We start from the raw sequence: 22,362 nt of genomic DNA, 5'->3' as shown, positions 1-22,362 counted from the left end.
CGGCCCTGTGGCAGGTTGTACGCAAAGGGGAACTTTGATGGATGATTTGCCGGACACGATGCGCGCGCTGGTTCTGCATGGGCCGGGCGAGCGGCTATCGCTGGAGGACGTGCCACGCCCAAGACCGCGCGCCGGAGAGGTCCTGGTGCGCGTCGCGGCCTCGCCGATCAACCCTTCGGATCTGGCGATCCTGAATGGCGAATACGGGCTGCGCTGGGATTACCCGCTGATCCCGGGGCTGGAGGGGGCGGGCGTCGTCGTCGCGGCGGGGTCGGGCCTGATGGGCCGCATCGTGATGGGCAAGAACGTGGCCTTCGTGGGCCAGAATCAGGGGCTGTGGGCCGAATACGCGGTCGTCCCTGCCAGCCGCGTGCTGCCGCTGCCCAAGACGATGGGCCTCGGCGTTGGGGCCAGCAGCTTCGTGAACCCGCTGACCGCCATGGCGCTGGTCGGCGAGGTGCGGCGTGCCAAGCAATGGAGCGCGATTTCCACCGCTGCCGGGGGGGCATTGGGGGCGATGATCCGCAGACGCGCCAAGGAAAAGGGCGTCAAGATCATCAACGTGGTGCGCAAGGACGCGCAGGTCGACGCCCTGAAGGCCGAGGGCGCGCGGTTTGTCCTGAACGAGACGGCGCCGGATTTCGACGCGGAGCTGGCTGAGCTGTGCAAGGATCTGCGCTGTCGGATGGCGTTTGACGCTGTCGGTGGGACGCTGTCCTTTCGGATCGGACAGGCACTTCGCAGCGGTGGGCAGATCATTGTCTACGGCGGCCTTTCCGGCGCGCCCGTCAGCATCCATTCCGGCACGATGATCTTCAAAGGGCTGAGTGTGAAGGGGTTCTGGCTGTCGCAATGGCTGGCCAGGAAGTCCGCGCCGGAACTGCTGCTGATGACGCGGCAGGTCACCAAAAGCCTGCAATCGGGCTTCGCCCGGACCCATGTCGCGCGCCATGTGCCACTGGAATTGGCGGCTGACGCGCCCTCTGCCTATGCGAGCAACATGAGCGGTGGTAAGATCCTGATTTCCACCGGGGCCTATCCGCTGGGTCTTTGAGAGGGGGGCGGTTGTTGCGCCCTCAAATTGTCCAAATCCATCGCTACTGCCCGAGACATGACCGAGATGACCTCTCCCTCTGACGCAATCTATCGCCTCAACGGCGTGGAGCTTGGCCTGCCTGCAGGCCTCGCCAATGCCTCGATCATCGAGAAGCTGATCGATGGCACCTACGAGGGTGATGAGGCGCGGTCCGTCGACCGCTGCGTGCGCCCCGGTTTCCGGGTGTTGGAGCTTGGGGCGGGCTTGGGCTACGTCGGGACGCTGGCGGCCCTGAAGACCGAGCCCGAGAACGTCCTGTCGGTGGAGGCCAACCCCGATCTTTTGCCCGTGATCCGGGCCAACCACGCCCGCAATGGCGTGGCGGACGTCAGCCTGATGCACGGCGCTGTTGTGGGCCACGCAGAAGACGGGGCAACCGCCAGCTTTCACATTGCCAGCGGGTTCACCGGATCGCGTCTGGGCGCGAAAGGGGGCCGACAGGTCGAAGTGCCGTTGATCGGTTTCCACGAGTTGATCCGCGCCCACCGCCCCCACGTGGTCCTGATGGACGTCGAAGGGGCCGAGGCGGGCTACTTCGACCGCCCCTGGAAATGCCCCCTGCGCTTTTGCGTGATGGAGATCCATCCCAAGCAGTACGAGGCGACGGTGATCAAGAAGATCATCGACGCGATGAGCGCCATGAACATGACCTATGATCCGGTCACGTCACGGGGCAAGATCCTTGGGTTCCGCAAAGTGTGGAGCGAGGGCAGCTAGGGCTGTTTTGCCAGCGGTGCACACCAGTCTTGCGCGCTGCGCCCGTGACTGGGGCGGGATTGAGTTGTATTTGGCAAGATGAAGGAGCGGTTGCACGCTGTCGGGGCCCTCAGGCGCGTGTGATGAGGCCCGAATAGCACCCGTGGCCTGCGTTATGGGCATGGATGTAGCGGATCTTGTTGTTACGCAGCATGTCGCGGATCGTTGCATCAGCCTCGGCGCCCGGCACAACGCGGCCGTCTTCGATCTTGTCGGCGGTATTGAAGCCGCGCAGGGACAGAAGGCGGTGCGCCATGACGGGTGGGATTTCATCGACGGCGTCGTAGGTGTCTGTCGCGCCTTCGATCACGTAGATCGCATGGCTGGATTGGTAGGGGGAGTTTGCCGGTTGATGTTGGTGGTTCAGCAGCAGGAGCGTTTCGCCAGCGTCGGCGTCGCGCATCGTGATGCGGTCGGGGTAGCAACTGGGCGCATCGGCGATGACACGCTCGACGCCAAGCATGGCCAGTTCGGCGTCGGACTTGCCGAAGAGGGGGGCGAAGAGGGCGTGCGAGAGCCCGGTGATGCGGTAGGACATGGGGGGCTCCGGTTGTGACTGCTCCGAAGATGCCGCAGAGCATGGTTTCGCGCGACCCGGATGTTGCGGGAAACAGGCCGCTGGCACCTGCTGGGTTGTCCAGTCAGTGCTGCCGCCGACCTTGCCCAAGGGATCGACGTTGAACATCGTGTTTCCTCGGTCCGGGTAGAGGTCTTCCAGCGCACCCCGCGCGGCGTGGTCGATGCGACGGTCCCCGGATTGGGTGGCAATGATGACGCCGTTGCAGACCTGAGTATGCACGTAAGACGCCGCGAAACCATCCGTTGTGATGCGGGTTTCGGTGATATCAAGGCGAGCCACACCCGGGGTGGCCAGATCATCTGCGCCGCCCCGATGGTTTGCAGGATGCCCGCTTCCACCTGATCACGGGTCATGCCGGAATTGCGATTGTCATTCAGCCACTCGCTTTTGGGGGCAACTACAGACCCGCGCCTTCATGCACCTCGCCTGCTCCAGTCCGGCGTGCACCCACAAACGAAAACGGCGCCGCCCGGAATCCCGAGCGGCGCCGTCATTGCACAATGTGCAGGGATTACTCTTTTTCGTCGCCTGCGGCAGGCACTTCGTCCGCTGCCGGTGCATCTTCGTCGTCGGCTTCGTTCTCGGCGCTGACAAGGCCAGAGGGCGCTGTCAGGTTGGCGATCACGAAGTCGCGGTCGATGGTGGCCACGGCCCCTGCGGGCAGCTCGACCGAGGAGATCGTGACGGTGTCGCCGATTTCCAGACCAGTGAGGTCGATGGTGATCTGCTCGGGGATGTCACCCGCGGTCACGCGCAGCTCTACCTCGGGGCGGACCATCGTCAACACGCCACCCTTCTTGATGGCGGGGCATTCGGCTTCGCCCACAACCTCGACCGGGATGAACAGGCTGACCTTGGACGTGCGCTTGAGGCGCATGAAGTCCACGTGGGTCGGCAGGTCCTTGACGACATCGCGCTGCACGTTGCGGCAGATCACGCGGACGTCTTCCTGGCCCTCAACCTTCAGGTTGAACAGGGTCGAAAGGAAACGACCGTCTTTCAGGCGCTTGAACAGCACGTTGAAGGGGATGTTGATCGCCAGCGGGTCAGCGCCGCCACCATATACGATACCGGGCACGTTACCTTCACGGCGTGCTTGACGAGCGGCCCCCTTGCCTGTCCCCGTCCGTGCCTCAGCGATAAGATCAGGAATCTCACCAGCCATTGGAATTCTCCTAAGATTATGAGCCGCCTCCAAGGGTGTCGGCTCTGGGTTATCAAGTCCGCGCGTATAGGGGAGGAGGGCGGTTTTGGAAAGCCCCCTCTTGCACGAGCCGAGCGTCCGTGACAGCGGTTGCGGCCATGTCCATTCTATCCGCCCTCTCCTTGTCCCGCCGCCCGCTGGTCGCCTTCATGATCGTGGGCACCTTCTGGGGCAGTTTTGCCGCGCAAGTCCCTGTTCTGAAAGCGGGAATTGGGGCCGATGACGCGTTGTTCGGCTTGATCCTTCTGGGCACTTCCCTTGGTTTGGTTGCAACCATGTGGATGGCGCCGTTGTTCGACCGCCTGTTGGGCGCCTGGGCGATGCCGGTCGCGGGGTGCCTTTTCGCCGCCGTGGCCCTTGGTCCCGCGCTCGCAGCATCGCCGCTGTTGTTCTTTGTGGCGATGGTGCTGGCGGGCTACTGCTCGGGCATTCTGGATGTGGTGATGAACGCCCGCGTGTCAGAGTTGGAGGCGCGCCACAACCGCAGCCTGATGAATGCAAACCACGCCATGTTTTCAGTGGCCTACGCGATATCTGCCGTGATGACCGGCTTCGCGCGCGAGGCTGGGTGGAACCCTGCGCAGATCTTCGGTGTGGTGGCCGTGGCGATCGTGCTCATGGCGCTGCCGCTGAAAATGGCAGTGGAGCCTGTCGATCACGAGGCGCGCCGCGCCAACCGATTCCCCTGGGGTTTGGTGGTGTTGTGCGGTGCCATCGTGCTGGTCGCCTTCTTCGTAGAGGCCACGGTTGAGGCCTGGTCGGCCTTGCATATCGAGCGCACGCTGGGCGGCCGCGCCGCCGAGGGCGCGTTCGGCCCGGCGGTTCTGGGTCTGACGATGGCGGTAGGGCGCTTCTCGGGTCAGGCCTTGACGGAGCGGTTCAGCGAGCATGCGATCATCGTGATCGGCACCGCGATGGCCAGCGTGGGCGCGCTGATTGCGGCGGCGGCTGTGTCGCCGTTGACGGCCTATGTCGGTTTTGGGGCCATGGGGTTGGGCATTGCAGCGGTCGGCCCGGTGGGCCTTGCGATCGTGGGCCGGATGGTGCGGCCCGAGCATCGGACCGCTGCAGTCGCCCGCGCCGCCATGATCGGCTTCATGGGGTTCGTGCTGGCCCCGTCCTTGATGGGTTTTGTGTCCGGCGCAGTCGGCCTGCGGTGGGCGTTCGCCGCGGTCGCGGCGGTGGCGCTTATCGCGCCGCTTCTCGCCGCCTACCTTCGGCGGCGCTATTCCCAATCGCCCTGAAACCCTTTCGGGATCAGAAGGTTGTCCCGGCTGAGGTTGGCGACGTCGCGTTCCCCGCACAGGCCCATGGAGGTGGACAATTCCTTCTGGATCACCTCCAGCGCGTCGGTCACGCCCTGCTGCCCGCGCGCGCCCAAGCCATAGACGTACGCCCGCCCGATCATCGTGCCCGTGGCCCCCATGGCCAGTGCCTTCAGCACGTCCTGGCCCGAGCGGATGCCGCTATCGAGATGCACCTCGATCTTGTCGCCCACGGCGTCCATGATCGTGGGCAACATGCGGATCGAGGACAAGGCGCCGTCCAACTGCCGCCCGCCGTGGTTGGACACGACGATGGCGTCAGCGCCCACGTTGATCGCTTCTTTTGCGTCGTCCGCGTCCAGGATGCCTTTCAGGATCACCGGGCCGTCCCACCAGCTGCGGAACTCCTTGATCCGCTCCCAATTGAGGGAGGGATCGAAGGCCTCTGCGGTCCACGACGACAGAGAGCCGGGGTCCGTCACGCCCTTGGCGTGGCCCACGATATTGCCGAAAAATCGCCGTTTGGTCCCCAGCATCTCCAGCCCCCAGGGCACTTTCGTGGCCATGTTGGCGATGGATTTCGCCGTCAGTTTGGGCGGGGCAGAGAGGCCGTTCTTGATGTCCTTGTGCCGCTGACCCATGATTTGCAGGTCCACGGTAATAACCAGCGACGTGCAGCCCGCCGCCTTGGCGCGGGCGAACAGCCGCTTCATGAAGTCGTCGTCCTTCAGGGTATAGACCTGAAACCAGAAGGGTTTCTGGGTATGCTCTGCGACATCTTCGATAGAGCAGATGGACATGGTGGATAGTGTATAGGGCACGCCGAAACGCTCGGCCGCGCGGGCGGCCTTGATCTCTCCGTCTGCGGATTGCATGCCGGTAAGCCCCACGGGCGCCAACGCCACGGGCATGGAAACGTCCTGGCCCACCATCTTGCCCGCCGTCGTGCGCCCGTCCATATCGCGCGCGATGCGTTGGCGCAGGCGGATCTGGTCGAAATCGCTGGAATTCTCGCGGAACGTCTGCTCGGTCCAACTGCCCGATTCCGCATAGTCGTAGAACATCTTCGGCACGCGGCGTTTGTAGATCCGCTTGAGGTCTTCGATCTCGGTGATGGGGGGCATCGGGTCGTCTCCGTCATGTGGTAAGAAATGTTTACCAATGCGGAGGCGCTGAGTCCATGGGGTGATTGCGCCATGGGCTGCGCGACGGCAAGGGTGGCCGATGCGCGCCGCGGCGATGCGATCATAACACCAGTAAGCTGACCAATGCGAAATAGATGAACAGGCTCGTGACATCCTGAATGATGGTGCAGATCGGACCACTTCCAAGCGCTGGATCTGATCCGAACCTCTTGAACACCCAGGGAAGGCCAAACCCGACAACCGCAGAAACCGTTCCGCCCGCAAGGACGGCAAGACCAACGGCCACGGCCAGAATGACGTCACCAAAGAAGATCATCACGGCCAGACCGGCCAACGACCCCAGCGCGGTCCCGATCGCAGATCCGATAATCAACTCGTCCCGAAGCAGCGCCCCAATGTCGACCTCTCCGACCGACAAGCCCCGGACAGAGACCGAAACCGCTTGCGTGCCGATGGCCCCGGCGATGTAGACCAGAGCGGGCACGAAAAACGCCACCGACACATTCGACGAAAGCGTGTGCTCGAAGCCGACCATCACGACCGTTATCAGCGAAGACGCCAACAGGCCGAAGACCAGCCAGGGCAGACGCCTAGAGAACCGGTTGAACAGGGGAGCGTCCAATGCGGCATCGGGACCGTCGTCATGGGCCGCGATGCCTGCGAAGCGCTGAAGATCCTCCATATGTTCGTCCCGCAGGATGCGGAACAGCGCTTCTGGTGGAACCGCGCCGACGAGTTTCTGATCCCAGTCGACCACAGGCACCGCGATCATGTTGAGACGGATTGCGAGGGACGCGATCTCTTCCTGATCGTCCCCAAGCGCGACCGCTTCATGTTCTGGCACCATGATGTCTTGGATCAGACGCGTCCCGTCGGAAAACAGATCATTGATGCGAACGATGCCCAGAAGGCGATCCTGGGGATCAACCACGAAGATCGTATCGGCACATTGGAAGACTTGTCCGCGCAACAGCTCCAGAACGCTGTCGACAGTGGCTTCTGCACGGACGCGCGGGATCCGCGTGACCATGTGTGATGCGGCGACATCCAGGTTGAGGGCGTCCCCGTCGTGCAGCGTATCCGGCATTCGTTTCTCCTGACCGCTACATGCAGTTGCGCGACACATATGGTGGCGGCCTGCGTTGGCCAAGGGAACTGTGGCAAGGGGTCAGCCTGTTGTCTGGCTATACTGCCTGTCAGGGCGTATTGGTTTGTCAGGGACGCTGACGGGTGCCATGAAGTGGGGTCAGTGCATCAGGCAAGACGCAATCCTTGCCCCTTGAAAAAGCTGCACCACCACGAGAAGGATTTCCGGATAATGCTTAGCCAACTGATGCTTGGTTCCGTTATCACCCTCGTTTCACTGGTTGGGGCCGCCATGGTCTGGTGGGTTCTCAACGAGGTATTGCTGTGGATGGAGCCTTGGCTGCGCCGCCCTCCGAAGCCCGCCAAGTCGTTCGTCGTGATCTTCATGGTTGTGCTGTCTACGATGACCATGATGACCATGGGCGTGTGGCTATGGGCCATTGTTTTCGCCAGCATGTCAGTCTTCGGCTCGATGGAAGAAGCCGTTTACTATTCCCTTGTCGCCTACACGACCCTGGGTCTTGGCGACGTGGTCGTCCCCCAGGATGAGCGGCTGTTGGGCGGCATGACCGGGGCGAACGGTTTTCTGATGTTTGGCCTGATGACTGCGATGCTGACAGATACGCTGCGCCATGTCCGACGCGTGCAGCACAATTTACGCGACTAGGGTCAGCGCCTGACCCGGGCACTGCAATTTCCCGGCCCGAAGGCGTTATCTCTAGGCCAATCGCTTGGCGAACCCATAGTCAGCTTCTGTACGGGGCGGCCGGGTCACGCCACTCATCCCCGATGTGTGGCATCCGGCAGCGCCTTCACGAACGTCAGCACTGGTTCAACCGGCTTGTCCGCCGTGATCCGTACCTTTGCAAGCGGCACTGCAACTCGGCAGCACTCACCCCAGGCAGCCGTCATGGCACGTAGCGTTCCGGTGGCGGGGACTGGATGCTTTCGAGGTAATCCGCCACGGCCAGAAGGTTCGCGGGCACTTCCGTGGTGAGGCCGTTGTCGGCTGTAAGCTCGATAATCGGGCCTTCGGTGAGGGCGGAGAGGATCGGCATGTCGTCGCGGGGCGTGGTGGCTTGGGTGTAGCCGTCGATGATCGACATGACCTCGAAGATCGGCCAAACGCCATCGCGCCGATCGGCGATGCGGGTCAGGTCGGCGGGTTGGGTGGAAAGCCCGACTGCAGCGGGGCCGTCGCCATGGGCTTCGGCGCCGTGGCAGGCGGCGCAGTTGTCCGCGAAGAGGGCGGCACCGGTTTCCAGATCGACGTCCTGCGCGGCGGCGGTCACCGGGGTTGCCGCCAACGCGGCGGCGAGGAGGATGCCGCGTGTCATGCCCGATGTGCCCCGTCCGACAGCGTTTTCACGAAGGCCAATACGTCTTCAACCGGCTTGCCATCTGCGATTTGCGCCACGATGGCGGAGCCAACCACGCAGCCGTCGGCGACGCCTGCGATGTTCTCGGCAGCCTCGGGCGTGGTGATGCCGAAGCCTACGATGACGGGAATGTCTGTCGCGGCCTTGATGCGGGCAACCTCGGGGGCGACATCCGTCGCCTGGGCAGCTGCGGCACCGGTAATGCCGGTAATCGAGACATAATAGACGAAGCCCGACGTGTTGGTCAGCACCTTGGGCAGGCGCTTGTCGTCGGTGGTGGGGGTGGCGAGACGAATGAAATTGAGGCCAGCGGCCTGGGCGGGGATGCAGAGCTCTTCATCCTCTTCAGGCGGCAGATCGACGACGATGAGGCCGTCAATGCCCGCGTCCTTGGCGGCCACAAGGAAGGCGTCAACGCCACGGGAATATATCGGGTTGTAGTAGCCCATCAGAACGATGGGCGTGGTGGTGTCACCAGTCCGGAAGTCACGGGCCATTTGCAGGGTCTTCTCCAGCGTCATGCCCCCGTCGAGCGCCCGTTGCCCCGCAAGCTGGATGGTGGCGCCATCGGCCATGGGGTCAGTGAAGGGCACGCCCAACTCGATGATATCGACGCCCGCAGCGGGCAGACCGCGCATGACCGCAAGCGAGGTATCGTAATCCGGATCGCCGGCCATGATGTAGGAAACGAACGCCTTTTTATCAGAAGCTTGGAGGCGCGCGAAGGTGTCGTCGATACGGGTCATGGTCTGGGCTTTCGTCTTGGCGGTTCGCGGTTGGGTTTGGCCCAAGGGCCCCGTGAAATCAATGGGGGGCAAACACTGCGGGGAAAGAGGCGCGGGTTTTCCCAAGATGTCTGGACGCGGCGGGCAGTCGTTCCCATGTTGGGTGCATGAATTACTTACTCGCCCTTCTGCTGCCGCCCTTGTCGATCTTTCTTGCCGGAAGGGTCATTTTGGGGATCATCGTGGCACCGATCTGGATCCTTGCTCTGATCTTCTCGGGCGGGTTGACCCATCCGATGTTCGTTCTGCTGGCGTGGTTCATCATCTTCGAGCGGCGCGAAAAACGCGGCTAAGGGCGGGCCAGCCGGGCCAAGGCCCGGACCCGGTCTACGCGGTCAGGCGCCAGAACCGCCACGGCAGGGCAATGGCCGCCACGACCAATCCGAGGGTGTAGCCTGCCCAGATCCCGACGGCCCCGATTTCCAGCGTGATGCCAAGCAGGTAGCTGGCCGGTAGCGCCAGCAGCCAATAGGCGATCAGCGTGATGGTCGTAGGGCGTTCCATGTCCGACATGCCGCGCAACGCGCCCAACGACGTGCCTTGGATGCCATCGGCGATCTGCATCGCGGCCATGACGAGAAACAGCGTCGTGGCCAGTTGGATCACGGCGGGGTCGGTGGACATGGAATCGGCCAACAGGCGCCCGCCGAAGATGAAGACGCAAGCGGCCAGCACTTGCCACAGCACCACCATCAGGAACGAGGCTTTCAGGATGGGGCGCAGGCGGTCGCGCCGCCCCGCGCCCACCGCATTGCCAACACGGATGGACACCGCACCTGCCATGCCCAAGGGGATCACGTAGGCGACGCCGCCCAATGCGTTGACGATTTGGTGGGCGGCCAGCGCTTCGGCCCCGAGCCAGCCGATCATCAGCCCGATCATCGCATAGGCCCCGCCTTCGCCCGCATACCCCAGGCACAGGGGCAGGCTGTCGCGCAGTTGCGCCCGCACATCGATCCAGGCGACGGCGACCTTTTGACGATAGGCCCGGAGGCCCTCGGCCCGGGTCACGACGAGCCACGCCGCCAGAAGTGACAACGACTGCGACAGGATCGAGGCAAGTCCCGCCCCAAGGATGCCCATGTCCAGTACGTGGATGAAGGTGTAATTGGCCGGGATGTTCACCACCACGCCGATGTAGCTGAGGCCGACGGCGACCCACGGCCAATCCACCGCATCAAACAGCGCCTTGAGGCCGAAGAAGAGGGTGAATGGCACGATCCACAACGCCATGGAGGCCCAGTAGGGCAGAAGGATCTCCAAGACCTCTGGCGGTTGGCCGAAGGGACCGAGAAGGGGGTAGACGCCCATCATCAGGGCGGCCGCGAGGACGCCTCCGATGAGGCACAGAAGTAGGCCCGAGCGTAGGGCAAGTGCCACCCTGGCAGGCTCGCCCGCGCCCTCGGCCTGGCTGATCTGGACGGAGATCACGGTAAGCAGGCCCCAAAGCGCCGAGATCAGGATGATCAACACGGCGGTCGTCACCCCCGCCGCCGCCAGGGGCACCGTGCCAAGGGGCGAGATCATGACCGTATCCACCACGCCAATCAGCAACGCCGCCGTCAGGCCCACCATCAGGGGAACCGAAAGGCGGATCAGGGGCGCAAGCTCGGCGCGGGCGGAGGGCAAGACGTCGGTGGTCATGGCGTCCGTCTACGCGCGTGGGGGGGCAAGTCAATCGGCCTGCGACCACGGGTGGCGCGATGATGCCCTTGGTGCGCCCGCCGTTCGCGCCCCAGCGGGCCGCCCTCGCCGTGCGACAAAGGCGGCGGTGCCTTGACCTTCCCCCCGCGCGCGACCTACATGCGCGCTGATTTCAACGCTTCAGCGGAGTGCGTCACATGGGTTTCAAAATGGGCATCGTGGGCCTGCCGAATGTCGGCAAATCGACCCTGTTCAACGCGCTGACGCGCACCGCCGCCGCGCAGGCCGCGAACTTTCCGTTCTGCACGATCGAGCCGAATGTGGGCGACGTCGCCGTGCCGGACGACCGCCTCGACAAACTGGCCGCGATTGCGGCGTCCAAGTCGATCATCCCGACGCGGATGACCTTCGTGGATATCGCGGGCCTCGTGAAGGGGGCCTCCAAGGGTGAAGGCCTCGGCAACCAGTTCCTCGCCAACATCCGCGAGACCGACGCGATTGCCCATGTGTTGCGCTGTTTCGAGGATGGAGACGTCGTCCACGTCGATGGCCGCGTGGATCCCATCGCGGACGCGGAAACCATCGAGACGGAGCTGATGCTTGCCGATCTGGAAAGCATCGAGAAGCGCATGGTGAACCTCGTTCGAAAGGTGCGCGGTGGTGACAAGGAAGCGGTGCAGCAGGAACGCCTGTTGAACGCCGCGAAAGCGGCGCTGGAAGACGGCAAGCCCGCACGCACCGTGGACGTGGCCGATGAAGACGCGAAAGCCTGGAAGATGTTGCAATTGCTGACCACCAAGCCGATCCTCTACGTCTGCAATGTTGAAGAAGAGAACGCGGGCACAGGCAATTCCCAGTCCGCGCGGGTCGCCGAAATGGCGGCCGCGCAGGGCAACGCCCACGTGGTGATCTCCGCCAAGATCGAGGAAGACATCAGCCAACTGGATGCCGATGACGCCGAGATGTTCCTGGAGGAATTGGGGCTGGAAGAGCCCGGCCTCGACCGACTGATCCGCGCCGGATACGAGCTTTTGAACCTGCAAACCTACTTCACCGTCGGCCCCAAAGAGGCCCGCGCCTGGACGATCAAGGAGGGCACGCTGGCCCCCGCCGCCGCCGGCGTGATCCACGGCGATTTTGAGGCCAAGTTCATCCGGGCCGAGACGATTGCCTATGATGATTACGTGACGCTGGGCGGTGAAAACCCCGCCAAGGAGGCGGGCAAGATGCGGGCGGAAGGCAAGGGCTACGTGGTCAAGGATGGCGACGTCCTGCACTTCCTTCACGGGGGGTAAAAGGCCCCGCGCGATGAAGCGCGGGACCAGTGGCGATTACCGACCGTGGGCGGTCACGATGGCCTGGGGGCCTGCGTTGACGATGGTCTGATAGCGGAACCGGATCTCATCGATGTTGCGGACCGGGCCACGCAGATCGAGCCAGTTGGTGCAGTTGCCGGGGCGCACGATGCGGCGAACGGGCAGGTCCTGGCTGGTGCCGATGGCGAAGCGGACGTCGACGTCTCCGAAATGCACCGCGCAGTTGACGACACAGAAGCGCACCTCACGGACGAGTGCCGGGCCCGGTACGCTGATGATGTCGACGTCGCTGGTATCCGCGGCCATGCGGGCGCCAAGGAAGGTGTTGGCCGATGCAGGCACTGCAGCACAGGTGGCAAGGGCAACGAGGGCGAGAGTTTTAACATTCAGTTTCATGGGTCAATTTCCTTTGGGTTTAAAAAAGTGGTTTTGTCTAATGGTGACGGTAAGTGATACGCGCCACGCCGCCGTTTCTGTCGCTTGGGTAAGGAATTCCTGACCCCGTAGAAGGCGACGGAAGGCCCGGGTCGACAGGAACGAATGCGTCCAAGACAAGGGCCGCCCGGGATCTTTGCGGTCCGACGGGCGTGGGTCAGGCGCTGATGGTGCGGCTGAAATCCACCTGCTCCAGCGTGCGGCCGAATGCATGGCAGGGCAGGCGCGCGGTCTCGGAAAAACCCGAGGCGGTGTAGAGGGCGCAGGCGCCCCTGTGGATCGTGAAGGTGGAGACGTTGAGACGCGTGATGCCAAGGGGTGAAGTGGAAGCAAGGGCGTGACCCAGAAGCACGCGCCCAAGGCCGCGCCCTTGCAGATCGGGGCGCAATAGGAACAGGCGGAGGCGGCCGACGTCGGGCGTCTCGACCGACAGGAACAGAGAGCCCGCGATGCGGCCCTGATCCGTCACGACCCAGCCCAGATCGCCATCCCCCAAGCTGTCCAACGCGCCCGCAACGGCATCTGCGAAGGTCCCGTTGAACCCGTGAGTTGTTGTATAATAAGTCACGTTGAGGCGCGCCACTGCCTCGCGGTCGGCAGGCGTGTAGGGACGGACCTGCGTCACAGCTTCAGGGGGGCGACAGCCTTGGCCACGCCGCTGATACGCTCGACCGCGTCATCGCGGATCTGCACGAGGCGCAGGAACAGAAGATCCAACAGGATCAATTGCGCATCACGCGACGTGATGGCGGAGGAGCGCACCTGATCTTCATCGGTCACGGTCCGCAGGGCGAAGGCGGCCAGATCCGCAAGAGGATTGGGGTGTAAGCCCGTGACGGTGACAAGGGTGGCGTCGCGCCGCGCGGCGGCCTCGGCAATACGCAGGGTCTCCAGACTGGTGCCGGATTGCGAGAGTGACACGACCACGTCCTTGGGCGTGAGGGAGGCCGCATGGGCCATCTGGATGTGGCTGTCGGCGTCGAACAGAACCGGAATGCCAAGCTTTTGCAGCTTGTAGGCGAAGTCGCGGGCCACCAGCGACGAGGCACCGACGCCGGAAAGCTGCACGCGCGCCGCCGTATTCAGCGCATCTCGAGCAGCGTCCAGACGGGCGGGCGGATTGATGCCAAGCGTCTCTTGCAAGGCGTTGACCTTGCTGGCCAAAAGTTTCTGCGCGGTGACGGAGGCATCGTCGCCAAGGTCGATGGTGCTATGCACCGCCTCCACCGTCGCGGTGCGGGCGGCGGCGGCGCGGGTGATTTCCAACCGCAGGTCCTGATAGCCGGAAAACCCCAGCTTCTGGCAAAACTTCACCACCGACGATTGGCTGCGCCCGGCGGCGCGGGCCAACTCGCTGGAAGAGAGGCGCGCCATGGTGTCGGGATCGTCCAGAATGGTGTCGGCGATCTGCCGTTCGCCTGCCGATAGCGTCCCTCGTTGGGCTTGCATGAGGGTAAGAATGGACACGGCGGAACCTCGGGCTGTCGATTTGGAATAATCTACCACAAAAAAATTGACAGCGACGAATAAAAAATTCAACCTTGCGGGCAAGAAGGGGAGTCGCTGCCGTGTCTGCCACCATCACATCGGATCTTGAGACGCTTGTGTCCGAGGCGCGGAACCCGCGCACGGAGCAGATCGACCTGATGTCCAGCGCCCAGATCATCGCCTGCATGAACGAGGAAGATCGCGGCGTGGCCGATGCCGTGGCCACAGAGCTGCCTGCAATTGCCGAGGTCGTCGACCGGATCGTCGATGCGCTGAACGAAGGCGGGCGGTTGATCTACATCGGCGCCGGCACCAGCGGGCGGTTGGGTGTGTTGGACGCCTCGGAATGCCCGCCGACATTTTCCGTCCCGCCCGAGATGGTCGTGGGCCTGATTGCAGGCGGCGATCGTGCGTTGCGCCATTCCGTTGAGGCGGCCGAGGATGACGAGACGCGCGGCGCGGCCGATCTTGAAGCGATTGCCGTGAGCGCTGCGGACGTCGTCGTGGGCATCGCCGTCAGTGGCCGAACACCCTACGTCATGGGCGCGCTGCGCCACGCCAGGGGGGTAGGGGCTGCCACGGCGGCGCTGACGTGCAACCCCGGATCGCCCCTGTCGGCCCTTGCCGATACGGCGATCTCTCCGGTTGTGGGCCCCGAGGTTGTGACGGGTTCCACCCGGTTAAAATCCGGCACGGCCCAGAAAATGGTGCTGAATATGCTGAGCACGGCAAGCATGATCCGGCGGGGCAAGACCTGGGGAAACCGGATGGTCGATGTGACGATCTCCAACCAGAAGCTGGCTGAACGGGCGCTGTCGATGCTGGTCGAGGCGACCGGATGCAGCCCGGCCGAAGCCCGCGCGGCGCTGGAGCAAGGCGGAGGCAGCGTGAAGCTGGCGCTTCTGATGCAGATGACGGGCCTCGATGCCGAAACGGCGCGGGCAACCCTGGAGGCCGAAGGAGGCTTCCTTCGTAAAGCCATTGAAAGAGCGGGACAAAACCCCGCCGTTTGAAACAACCACGGAACTTGGGAGATGACTGGAATGACTACCTTTAAGACCACGGCGCTTGCGCTTTTGACCACCGCGATGGTGACGCCCTTGTCGGCACAAACGCTGGACCTGGCCTGGTCGCAGGACGCGACGGGCCTCGACCCGCACACGCAGCCCGGTTTCGCGACGATCCGCCTGCTGGAGTTGATGTACGAGCCGCTGGTGCGGCTTGACGCGAACCTGGAGTTGCAGCCCGCCGTGGCGGAAAGCTGGGCGTTCTCGGACGACGGCTTGCAGCTGACCTTCCAGTTGGATCCCGACGCGATGTTCCACGACGGCACGCCGGTGACATCCGCCGATGTGGCCGCGTCGTTCACCCGCATTCTGGACGAGGAAACCGGCGCGATTGCGCGCGCCAACTACACCTCGATCATCGAGATCCAGACCCCAGATGACCACACGGTCACCTTCGTGTTGGACGGCGCGGATGCGCCGATCCTGAACGGCATGGCCTCCGTCAACGCCGCCGTGGTGCCCGCTTCTGCCATTGAGGCCGGGACAATCGCCACGGAAGTCGTGGGCTCCGGTCCCTTTACACTGGAAAGCCGAACCCCCAACGCCAGTGCCAATCTGGTGGCTTTCGACGGCTGGCACGGCGGCGACGTCGCCTATGACAACATCGCCATCAGCGTATTGCCCGACGAGACGGCACTTCTGGCCGCCCTGCGCGCCGGGCAGGCGGATTTCGCCCTGATCAACGACCCGCTGGTCGCCACGCTGATCCCGCAATCGCCGGGCCTCAGCCTGAACACGGCGCCGACACTCAGCTACTACGTGTTGCAGTTGAACGCCGCCCGCGAGCCGATGGACTCCCTGCCGCTGCGCCAGGCGATTTCCTGTGCAATCGACCGGCAGGACATTCTGGATGCCGCCCTTCTGGGTGAGGGCGAAGTGACGGGGCCGCTGACGTCGCCGGCCTATCGCACGGACCCCAGTGGCCTGTTCTGTTACGAACAGGATCAGGATCGCGCCCGCGAATTGCTGGCCGAGGCGGGCTATGCTGATGGCTTCACGGCTACGGTCATGGCCGCCACCGGAGAGCCGCCAACCGCCTCTTCCGTGGCGCAGGTGATCCAGTCGCAACTGGCCGAGGTTGGCATCGAGCTTGAGATCGAGATGCAGGAACTCAGCGTCTATATCGACCGTTGGCTGGCGGCTGATTTCGACATGGCCGTGGCATTGAACGGGGGCCGCGTGGATCCCTACACGATGTACAATCGTTACTGGACGCGGGACGGCAACCTGCAAGGGGTGGCCAACTACATCGACGACACGCTCGACAGCTTGATGAACGAAGGCCGCACGGAAACCGATCCGGCGCGCCGCAGCGAGATCTTCGCCGAGTTCGAGGGCCATCTGGCCGATATGTCGCCTTGGGTGTGGCTGTTCACCGGCAACACCTACACGGCGCAGGTCGAAGGCGTTTCAGGGTTCGAGGCGTCGCCTACCGGATCGCTCTTCGGGTTGGTCGATGTGACTTTGGCTGAATAGGGCACAGGGCGGGACCTTCTTTCATGTCCTACCGCTGCGCTACATGAGGACGGGGGCATGACCTATCTTCTCAGACGCCTCGCGGTGTTTCCGCTGGTCATGCTGGGCGTGTCGGTGTTCGTCTTTGTCGCAATAAGGCTGGTGCCCGGCGACGCCATCACGGCGATGCTGGGCACCGAAGCAGGCATGTTGACGCCCGCTCAGCGCGAGGCGCTAACAGCGTATTTCGGGCTCGATCAGAACTGGGCCGTGCAATACGGGCGCTGGCTGGCGGGGCTGTTCCGGGGAGACCTGGGAATTTCCGTCACCTATGGCCAGCCGGTCCTCGACCTGATCCTTGAACGCTTCCCCCTGACCCTGCAACTGGCGCTGATGTCGATGGTGATCGCCCTGCTCATCGGCCTGCCAGCGGGCGTCTTCGCGGCGGTCCATGCCAACCGCGCGTCTGATCTGATCGTGCGCATCCTTGCCATGGTCGGCCAGTCGATGCCCAATTTCGTCGTGGCGCTTCTGGCGATCTTCATCCTGTCGGTGGGTTTTGGAGTGTTGCCCACCATGGGCAGCTACGTGCACTTCACCGAAGATCCCCTGGGTAACCTGGCGCAGATGATCCTGCCCGCCTTCGCCCTTGGCACGGCCTTTGCCGCCGCTGTGACGCGGATCACGCGGGCGGCGATGTTGGACATCCTGTCCGAGGATTACGTGCGCACGGCGCGGTCCCAGGGCTTCTCGGAACGCTACGTAATCTGGCGCCACGCGTTGCCCAACGCGCTGATCCCGGTCCTGACGCTCAGCGGGGTCGAATTCGGCTACCTGCTGGGCGGCGCTGTCATTGTCGAGCAAATCTTCGCGCTTCCCGGCTTGGGCCGCGTTGTGCTGGATGCCATTCTGGAGCGCGACTACGCCCTCGTTCAAGGGGTGATCCTGTTCATCGCCTTCAACTTCATGTTGGTCAATCTGCTTGTGGATCTGGCCTACGCCGCCCTTGATCCGCGCATCCGCTACGGGAACCAATCATGAGTCTGTTGCGCGCGCTTTGGGATCATTCGGCGGGGCGGATCAGCCTTGTGATCATCGGCGTGCTTGGCCTTGCCGCCCTTTTGGGCCTGCTGGGCCTGACGCCCCACGACCCGCTCGCCCAAGACCGCCTTGCGCGGCTGCAAGCCCCCAGCGGCACCTATCTTCTGGGCACGGACCTGTTCGGGCGCGACATGCTCAGCCGCCTGATGGAGGGCATCGGCCGGTCGTTCAAGGTGGCGCTGTTATCGGTGTCACTGGCGGCAACGCTGGGCACCGTGCTGGGCCTGACGGCGGCGTGGTTCGGGGGACTGTGGGACGGGGTCGCCATGCGCTCCATGGACGTCCTTCTGGCCTTCCCGGCGATCTTGCTGGCGCTGTTGATTGTGGCGATCCTGCAACCGGGCGTATGGACGAGCGTCCTGGCGATCGCCATCGTCTACACGCCAATCTTCACCCGGGTGGCGCGCGGTCCGGCGCTGTCGCTGAAGACGCGCAGTTTCGTGGATGCGGCACGGACGTTCGGCAGCTCTCGCACCTACATCCTGTCGCGGCACCTGCTTGGCAATCTCGTGGCACCCCTGACCGTGCAATTTACCCTGGCGCTGGCTTGGGCGCTGCTGACGGAGGCGGCGCTTAGCTTCCTCAGCCTCGGCACGCAGCCGCCGCATCCGTCGCTTGGCCTGATGCTGTCGGACAGCCGCAACCTGATGGAAATGGCGCCTTGGCTGCTGATCTTTCCGGCGGCGGTAATCATGCTGGCGGTCCTTGGCTTCAACCTGCTGGGGGACGCCTTGCGCGACATCACGGACCCCAAGGCGCAAAGGGGCCGGGCATGACGCTGCTGTCGGTCAAGGACCTGCGGGTGGGGTTTGGCGATACGGATGTTGTGCACAACGTCAGTTTCGATGTCGCCGCCGGAGAGACCCTCGCAATCGTCGGAGAAAGCGGATCGGGCAAGTCGGTGACCGCGATGTCGATCAACCGCCTGATCGACTACAGCGGCGGGCGGATCCGGGGCGGGTCCATACTTCTGGATGGAACAACCGACCTGGTCCAAGCGGAAGAGGTTGCCTTGCAGCGCCTGCGTGGGCGCGAGATCGGGATGATTTTCCAAGAGCCGATGACCTCTCTCAACCCCGTCCTGAAGGTCGGCACCCAGATAGGAGAGATCTTCGCCAAGCGCCACGGGATGTCAGGCCGCGCGGTGCGGCAGGCCGCCATCCGTGCCTTGGACCGGGTGCGCATCCCCGACGCCGAGCGGCGGTTGGATCAGGCGCCGCACCAGATGTCGGGTGGGATGTTGCAGCGGATCATGATCGCCATGGCGCTGGCTGGTGAGCCTCGGCTGTTGATCGCGGATGAACCCACGACGGCGCTGGACGTGACCATTCAGGCGCAAATCCTTGCCCTGCTGGCCGAGTTGCAGCGTGAAACCGGGACCGGCCTGATCTTCATCACCCACGATATCGGCGTCGTGGCCGGTATCGCCGACAGGGTGGTCGTCATGCAAAACGGCATGGTGGTCGAGAGCGGGTCTACAGGCGATATCATCGACTGGCCCCGGCATGAATACACGCGCCATTTGCTCAGCGCCGTTCCCCTTTTCCGCCATGGGGCTGCCGCGCCCAAGGCCAACGACGCCGCCGGAAAGCCTGCGCTGCAGGTCGACGACTTGGCCGTCCGGTTCCCGGTCGGCGGTGGCTTCCTGCGCAAGTCGAAGGGGGTCGTCCATGCCGTGTCGAACGTCTCGTTCGACCTGGCCCCCGGAGAGACCCTGGGAGTCGTCGGCGAAAGCGGATCGGGTAAATCGACCATGGCCCGCGCGGTGCTGGGACTGGTGAAGCCGTCGAAGGGGCGCATTGCGTGTGGAGGGGACCGGGCCGTGCAGATGGTGTTCCAGAACCCGAATGCGTCGCTCAACGGGCGTATGAAGATCCGAACCGCGCTCGCCGAGCCGGTGATCGCTGCGGGGGGGCGCGTGGACGCGGCCTGTGTGGAGCGGATGGAGACGTTGCTGCGTAAGGTCGACCTGCCCCTTGATGCGCTGGATCGCTACCCCCACGAATTCTCGGGCGGGCAGCGGCAGCGAGTGTGCATCGCGCGCGCCCTGATGCCAGAGCCGAAGATCCTTGTACTGGACGAGGCGGTGTCGGCGCTCGACGTGTCGGTGCAGGCCAAGGTGCTGGATTTGCTGATGGATTTGCAGAAGGAGTTTGGCCTTGCGTATCTGTTCGTCTCCCACGACATGGGCGTGGTGGAGCGGGTCGCGCACCGGATCGCGGTGATCCATGCGGGCCAGATCGTCGAGATGGGCCCCTCGACCGATGTGCTGTCGGATCCGCAACATCCCTACACCCGCAAGTTGATGGCCGCCGTGCCGTCATTGGAAAAGCGCGAAGTGGATTTCGCCCTGGATACCGATGAAGTCCCCTCGACCCTGCGCCCGGCGGGTTGGGAGCCCGCAGCAGTGCTTTGGCAAGAGCATGGGCCGGGGCACCGTTTCGTGGCGGAGGCCGGGTGATGGGGTTTGACGCGGCATGGGCGTTGGTGGGCGACGCCGTCACCAAGGGCCGCATCCCGGGCGCGGTCTTGGGCGTCGTGGACGCAGGCGGGCGGCAAGTGGCCTGCGCCGGTGCCGCGCAGGTGGTACCAGACTCGGCCGGGATGACACGTGAGGCGATCTTCGACCTCGCGTCCCTGACCAAGCCGGTCTTCACGGCGCGGCGGATCTTGGCCCATGCAAAAGCCGGGCGGATCGACCTTGATGCGCCCTTGACGCAGGTCATCCCGGATTTCCGACAGTACCACGCGGACTGCTGGGAGCGGGCCGTGACTTTCCGCGATTGCCTGGCCCATCGCACGCCCTTCCCGGCGGTGGCCCCCCTCTACACTTATGGCCAGGACCCTGCCACTCTGCGGGCCTTCGTGTTGCAGCGGGAATGGCGGCGCGTGCCAACACCCGTCTATTCCGACATCAACTTCATCCTCCTCGGCATTGCGTTGGAGCGGTTGGAGGGGTGCGGTATTCGCCAGATGGACCCCGGCGCAGGGTTCACCTTCACCCCCGATCCGGCGGCCTGCGCGGCGACGGAGGCCTGCACCTGGCGGGGCCGTGTGATGCGCGGCGAAGTCCATGACGAGAATTGTTTTGCGCTTCAGGGCGCGGGCCATGCGGGGCTGTTTGGGACCGCGGACGCGCTGCTGGACGTTGGCGAGGCGATGCTGGCGCAGGGACTTGGATTGGCAGGCACGCGGGTCGAGGGGTCGCGCACCCATGGCTGGGAGATCCGCCACGCCGGATGGTCGGGCGGGCAGCGTTGTGGCGTGGCGACCATCGGGCACACGGGGTTCACCGGGACAGGGCTTTGGATCGACGCGGAGGCCGGGCGCGCGTGGACGCTTCTGACAAACCGGGTGCATCCCTCGCGTCACATCGAGACCGGCATCGGCACCCTGCGCCAAACCGTGGGAGAGGCGCTTTATGTCGGGTAAGATGCAGTGGGCCGTGGGGCTGATGACGGGCACGGTGTTGGACGGCAACATCGACGTGGCGCTGCTACGCACCGATGGGGACAGGATCGACGGGTTCGGGGCCCATGCGCTTTACCCCTATGATGCGCAAACAAATGCGATGTTGGCGAGTTGTCTGGAACAGGCGAAGGTATGGGCCTTCGATGGCCCGGAGCCCGCGGTTTTCGCCCAAGCGGAGGCACGGATTACCCGAGCTCAATCGGACGCCGTGGCGCGTCTGGTGGCAGAGGCCGGACTTGCGATGGCAGACATCGTGGCGGTGGGGTTCCACGGGCAGACGGTGCTGCACCGGGCCCCCACGGAGCAACGTCTTGGCCAGACGCGACAATTGGGCGATGGGCACGCGATGGCGGGCCGCCTTGGCGTGCCCGTCGTGTTCGATTTCCGCAGCGGTGACATGGCGGCGGGCGGGCAGGGCGCCCCAATGTGCCCGGTCTATCACGGTGCGCTCCTGGATCGGTTGGAGGGGGGCGCGGCGACAGCGATCCTGAACCTCGGTGGAGTGGCGAATGTCACGGCGCGCGATGGACTGGGCGGGTTGGCGGCGTTCGACACCGGCCCCGCCAATGCTCCGATCAACGATTTCATGGGTGCGCGCGGCTTGGGAGAGATGGACCGGGACGGGCGCTTGGCGGCAACAGGGCAGGTCGACGAAGGGCTGTTGGCCCGCGCGCTGGCGCATCCCTACCTGACGCGGCCCTATCCCAAGTCGCTGGATCGGTTTGACTTCGGTCACGATTGGGTGGCGGACCTGTCCGACGCCGACGGGGCGGCGACCCTGACAGCATTTACCGCAAGCGCCGTGGGGCGGGGTCTGGACCTGTTGCCTCAACGGCCCGACCGCCTGATCGTGTGCGGCGGTGGGCGGCGAAACCCGACGCTTCTCGCGATGATCGAACGCTATGCCCGCGTGCAGGCGGACCGTGCCGAAAACGTCGGTTGGGAAGGCGACGCGACCGAGGCGCAGTGTTTTGCCTACCTCGCGATGCGGCGGCTACGGGACTTGCCGGTAAGCTATCCGGGCACGACGGGCGTGGCCGCCCCGATGATCGCGGGGCAGATTGCGCCCGTTTGAACGTTCAGGTTTGC

Annotated in this window: 23 protein-coding genes; 13 read left to right on the top strand and 10 right to left on the bottom strand. The window is 64.3% G+C overall.

Annotated elements, in window-relative coordinates; all coding sequences use genetic code 11:
• The first annotated feature begins 37 nt into the window (after positions 1 to 37).
• Entirely contained in the window at positions 38 to 1,054 is a 1,017-nt protein-coding gene (locus tag KUL25_RS11440; protein ID WP_257893057.1) for an alcohol dehydrogenase catalytic domain-containing protein, read from the top strand.
• A 57-nt stretch (positions 1,055 to 1,111) separates the two neighbouring features.
• On the top strand, positions 1,112 to 1,813 hold the full coding sequence (locus tag KUL25_RS11435; RefSeq protein WP_257893056.1) for an FkbM family methyltransferase: 702 nt from the start codon (positions 1,112 to 1,114) through the stop codon (positions 1,811 to 1,813).
• A gap of 109 nt (positions 1,814 to 1,922) precedes the next feature.
• Here the strand turns inward: KUL25_RS11435 and KUL25_RS11430 are convergent, their stop codons facing one another.
• The gene (locus KUL25_RS11430; protein WP_257893055.1) at positions 1,923 to 2,711 is read right to left on the bottom strand and encodes a DUF1203 domain-containing protein; all 789 of its coding nucleotides are present in this window, start codon (positions 2,709 to 2,711) and stop codon (positions 1,923 to 1,925) included.
• A gap of 232 nt (positions 2,712 to 2,943) precedes the next feature.
• Positions 2,944 to 3,597, bottom strand: a complete 654-nt coding sequence (locus KUL25_RS11425) for a 50S ribosomal protein L25/general stress protein Ctc (protein ID WP_257893054.1) — start codon at positions 3,595 to 3,597, stop codon at positions 2,944 to 2,946.
• A 137-nt stretch (positions 3,598 to 3,734) separates the two neighbouring features.
• Between KUL25_RS11425 and KUL25_RS11420 the strand changes: the two genes are divergently transcribed.
• Entirely contained in the window at positions 3,735 to 4,880 is a 1,146-nt protein-coding gene (locus KUL25_RS11420) for an MFS transporter (protein ID WP_257893053.1), read from the top strand.
• On the opposite strand, the gene KUL25_RS11415 is transcribed toward KUL25_RS11420, so the two are convergent.
• Positions 4,862 to 6,025: an alpha-hydroxy acid oxidase gene (locus KUL25_RS11415; protein WP_257893052.1), complete on the bottom strand. Its 1,164-nt coding sequence runs from the start codon at positions 6,023 to 6,025 to the stop codon at positions 4,862 to 4,864. The two genes, KUL25_RS11420 and KUL25_RS11415, sit on opposite strands and share 19 nt — an antisense overlap.
• Positions 6,026 to 6,146: 121 nt before the next feature.
• Positions 6,147 to 7,133 (bottom strand): magnesium transporter, encoded by a 987-nt coding sequence (locus KUL25_RS11410; RefSeq protein WP_257893051.1) that lies wholly within the window; start codon positions 7,131 to 7,133, stop codon positions 6,147 to 6,149.
• Between the two features lie 231 nt (positions 7,134 to 7,364).
• On the opposite strand from KUL25_RS11410, the gene KUL25_RS11405 reads away from it, so the two are divergent.
• Positions 7,365 to 7,799 (top strand): potassium channel family protein, encoded by a 435-nt coding sequence (locus KUL25_RS11405; RefSeq protein ID WP_257893050.1) that lies wholly within the window; start codon positions 7,365 to 7,367, stop codon positions 7,797 to 7,799.
• A gap of 241 nt (positions 7,800 to 8,040) precedes the next feature.
• Here KUL25_RS11405 and KUL25_RS11400 read toward each other — a convergent pair whose 3' ends face one another.
• Both KUL25_RS11400 and trpA read right to left on the bottom strand, forming a co-directional pair.
• Positions 8,041 to 8,469: a c-type cytochrome gene (locus KUL25_RS11400; protein WP_257893049.1), complete on the bottom strand. Its 429-nt coding sequence runs from the start codon at positions 8,467 to 8,469 to the stop codon at positions 8,041 to 8,043.
• Positions 8,466 to 9,257, bottom strand: a complete 792-nt coding sequence (trpA, locus tag KUL25_RS11395) for a tryptophan synthase subunit alpha (RefSeq protein ID WP_257893048.1) — start codon at positions 9,255 to 9,257, stop codon at positions 8,466 to 8,468. The genes KUL25_RS11400 and trpA overlap by 4 nt, the downstream gene beginning before the upstream one ends.
• Before the next feature lie 146 nt (positions 9,258 to 9,403).
• Between trpA and KUL25_RS11390 the strand changes: the two genes are divergently transcribed.
• On the top strand, positions 9,404 to 9,589 hold the full coding sequence (locus tag KUL25_RS11390; RefSeq protein ID WP_068363394.1) for a hypothetical protein: 186 nt from the start codon (positions 9,404 to 9,406) through the stop codon (positions 9,587 to 9,589).
• A gap of 34 nt (positions 9,590 to 9,623) precedes the next feature.
• On the opposite strand, the gene KUL25_RS11385 is transcribed toward KUL25_RS11390, so the two are convergent.
• Positions 9,624 to 10,940: an MATE family efflux transporter gene (locus tag KUL25_RS11385; RefSeq protein ID WP_257893047.1), complete on the bottom strand. Its 1,317-nt coding sequence runs from the start codon at positions 10,938 to 10,940 to the stop codon at positions 9,624 to 9,626.
• A gap of 197 nt (positions 10,941 to 11,137) precedes the next feature.
• Between KUL25_RS11385 and ychF the strand changes: the two genes are divergently transcribed.
• Positions 11,138 to 12,235: a redox-regulated ATPase YchF gene (gene ychF / locus KUL25_RS11380; RefSeq protein WP_257893046.1), complete on the top strand. Its 1,098-nt coding sequence runs from the start codon at positions 11,138 to 11,140 to the stop codon at positions 12,233 to 12,235.
• A 36-nt stretch (positions 12,236 to 12,271) separates the two neighbouring features.
• On the opposite strand, the gene KUL25_RS11375 is transcribed toward ychF, so the two are convergent.
• From KUL25_RS11375 to KUL25_RS11365, 3 genes are all read right to left on the bottom strand, one after another.
• Entirely contained in the window at positions 12,272 to 12,652 is a 381-nt protein-coding gene (locus tag KUL25_RS11375) for a hypothetical protein (protein WP_257893045.1), read from the bottom strand.
• A gap of 196 nt (positions 12,653 to 12,848) precedes the next feature.
• Positions 12,849 to 13,316 (bottom strand): GNAT family N-acetyltransferase, encoded by a 468-nt coding sequence (locus KUL25_RS11370; RefSeq protein ID WP_257893044.1) that lies wholly within the window; start codon positions 13,314 to 13,316, stop codon positions 12,849 to 12,851.
• On the bottom strand, positions 13,313 to 14,158 hold the full coding sequence (locus KUL25_RS11365) for a MurR/RpiR family transcriptional regulator (protein ID WP_257893043.1): 846 nt from the start codon (positions 14,156 to 14,158) through the stop codon (positions 13,313 to 13,315). Before KUL25_RS11365 ends, KUL25_RS11370 begins: the two co-directional genes overlap by 4 nt.
• 101 nt (positions 14,159 to 14,259) lie before the next feature.
• Here KUL25_RS11365 and murQ point away from each other — a divergent pair, with 101 nt between their 5' ends.
• The 7 genes from murQ to KUL25_RS11330 are packed head-to-tail and all read left to right on the top strand — an operon-like array spanning position 14,260 to position 22,348.
• Positions 14,260 to 15,192 (top strand): N-acetylmuramic acid 6-phosphate etherase, encoded by a 933-nt coding sequence (gene murQ / locus KUL25_RS11360; RefSeq protein ID WP_257893042.1) that lies wholly within the window; start codon positions 14,260 to 14,262, stop codon positions 15,190 to 15,192.
• Positions 15,193 to 15,222: 30 nt separating this feature from the next.
• A complete protein-coding gene (locus tag KUL25_RS11355) occupies positions 15,223 to 16,722 on the top strand; it encodes an ABC transporter substrate-binding protein (RefSeq protein WP_257893041.1) in 1,500 nt (499 codons plus the stop codon).
• A gap of 57 nt (positions 16,723 to 16,779) precedes the next feature.
• Positions 16,780 to 17,742, top strand: coding sequence for an ABC transporter permease (locus KUL25_RS11350; protein WP_068363413.1), 963 nt, complete (start codon positions 16,780 to 16,782; stop codon positions 17,740 to 17,742).
• On the top strand, positions 17,739 to 18,578 hold the full coding sequence (locus KUL25_RS11345; protein WP_257893040.1) for an ABC transporter permease: 840 nt from the start codon (positions 17,739 to 17,741) through the stop codon (positions 18,576 to 18,578). The genes KUL25_RS11350 and KUL25_RS11345 overlap by 4 nt, the downstream gene beginning before the upstream one ends.
• Positions 18,575 to 20,263: an ABC transporter ATP-binding protein gene (locus KUL25_RS11340; protein ID WP_257893039.1), complete on the top strand. Its 1,689-nt coding sequence runs from the start codon at positions 18,575 to 18,577 to the stop codon at positions 20,261 to 20,263. Before KUL25_RS11345 ends, KUL25_RS11340 begins: the two co-directional genes overlap by 4 nt.
• Positions 20,263 to 21,234 carry a serine hydrolase domain-containing protein gene (locus KUL25_RS11335; RefSeq protein ID WP_257893038.1) on the top strand — a complete coding sequence of 324 codons (972 nt, stop codon included), beginning with the start codon at positions 20,263 to 20,265 and terminating at the stop codon, positions 21,232 to 21,234. Before KUL25_RS11340 ends, KUL25_RS11335 begins: the two co-directional genes overlap by 1 nt.
• On the top strand, positions 21,224 to 22,348 hold the full coding sequence (locus tag KUL25_RS11330; protein ID WP_257893037.1) for an anhydro-N-acetylmuramic acid kinase: 1,125 nt from the start codon (positions 21,224 to 21,226) through the stop codon (positions 22,346 to 22,348). The genes KUL25_RS11335 and KUL25_RS11330 overlap by 11 nt, the downstream gene beginning before the upstream one ends.
• The last annotated feature ends 14 nt before the right edge of the window (positions 22,349 to 22,362 follow it).

It is taken from the genome of Gymnodinialimonas phycosphaerae (assembly GCF_019195455.1).
Lineage (GTDB): Bacteria > Pseudomonadota > Alphaproteobacteria > Rhodobacterales > Rhodobacteraceae > Gymnodinialimonas > Gymnodinialimonas phycosphaerae.
The sequence above is the reverse complement of the archived record's forward strand: the minus strand, read 5'-3'. Positions and strand labels throughout refer to the sequence as shown.

Bases quoted from the DNA above. Each gene is read 5' to 3' on its own strand.
- KUL25_RS11420 (WP_257893053.1), top strand. From the start codon at position 3,735: ATGTCCATTCTATCCGCCCTCTCCTTGTCCCGCCGCCCGCTGGTCGCC.
- ychF (WP_257893046.1), top strand. From the start codon at position 11,138: ATGGGTTTCAAAATGGGCATCGTGGGCCTGCCGAATGTCGGCAAATCG.
- KUL25_RS11340 (WP_257893039.1), top strand. From the start codon at position 18,575: ATGACGCTGCTGTCGGTCAAGGACCTGCGGGTGGGGTTTGGCGATACG.
- trpA (WP_257893048.1), bottom strand. From the start codon at position 9,257: ATGACCCGTATCGACGACACCTTCGCGCGCCTCCAAGCTTCTGATAAA.
- KUL25_RS11400 (WP_257893049.1), bottom strand. From the start codon at position 8,469: ATGACACGCGGCATCCTCCTCGCCGCCGCGTTGGCGGCAACCCCGGTG.
- KUL25_RS11355 (WP_257893041.1), top strand. From the start codon at position 15,223: ATGACTACCTTTAAGACCACGGCGCTTGCGCTTTTGACCACCGCGATG.
- KUL25_RS11415 (WP_257893052.1), bottom strand. From the start codon at position 6,025: ATGCCCCCCATCACCGAGATCGAAGACCTCAAGCGGATCTACAAACGC.
- KUL25_RS11375 (WP_257893045.1), bottom strand. From the start codon at position 12,652: ATGAAACTGAATGTTAAAACTCTCGCCCTCGTTGCCCTTGCCACCTGT.
- KUL25_RS11335 (WP_257893038.1), top strand. From the start codon at position 20,263: ATGGGGTTTGACGCGGCATGGGCGTTGGTGGGCGACGCCGTCACCAAG.
- KUL25_RS11390 (WP_068363394.1), top strand. From the start codon at position 9,404: ATGAATTACTTACTCGCCCTTCTGCTGCCGCCCTTGTCGATCTTTCTT.
- KUL25_RS11405 (WP_257893050.1), top strand. From the start codon at position 7,365: ATGCTTAGCCAACTGATGCTTGGTTCCGTTATCACCCTCGTTTCACTG.
- KUL25_RS11385 (WP_257893047.1), bottom strand. From the start codon at position 10,940: ATGACCACCGACGTCTTGCCCTCCGCCCGCGCCGAGCTTGCGCCCCTG.
- KUL25_RS11425 (WP_257893054.1), bottom strand. From the start codon at position 3,597: ATGGCTGGTGAGATTCCTGATCTTATCGCTGAGGCACGGACGGGGACA.
- KUL25_RS11350 (WP_068363413.1), top strand. From the start codon at position 16,780: ATGACCTATCTTCTCAGACGCCTCGCGGTGTTTCCGCTGGTCATGCTG.
- KUL25_RS11435 (WP_257893056.1), top strand. From the start codon at position 1,112: ATGACCGAGATGACCTCTCCCTCTGACGCAATCTATCGCCTCAACGGC.
- KUL25_RS11440 (WP_257893057.1), top strand. From the start codon at position 38: ATGGATGATTTGCCGGACACGATGCGCGCGCTGGTTCTGCATGGGCCG.
- KUL25_RS11410 (WP_257893051.1), bottom strand. From the start codon at position 7,133: ATGCCGGATACGCTGCACGACGGGGACGCCCTCAACCTGGATGTCGCC.
- KUL25_RS11345 (WP_257893040.1), top strand. From the start codon at position 17,739: ATGAGTCTGTTGCGCGCGCTTTGGGATCATTCGGCGGGGCGGATCAGC.
- KUL25_RS11330 (WP_257893037.1), top strand. From the start codon at position 21,224: ATGTCGGGTAAGATGCAGTGGGCCGTGGGGCTGATGACGGGCACGGTG.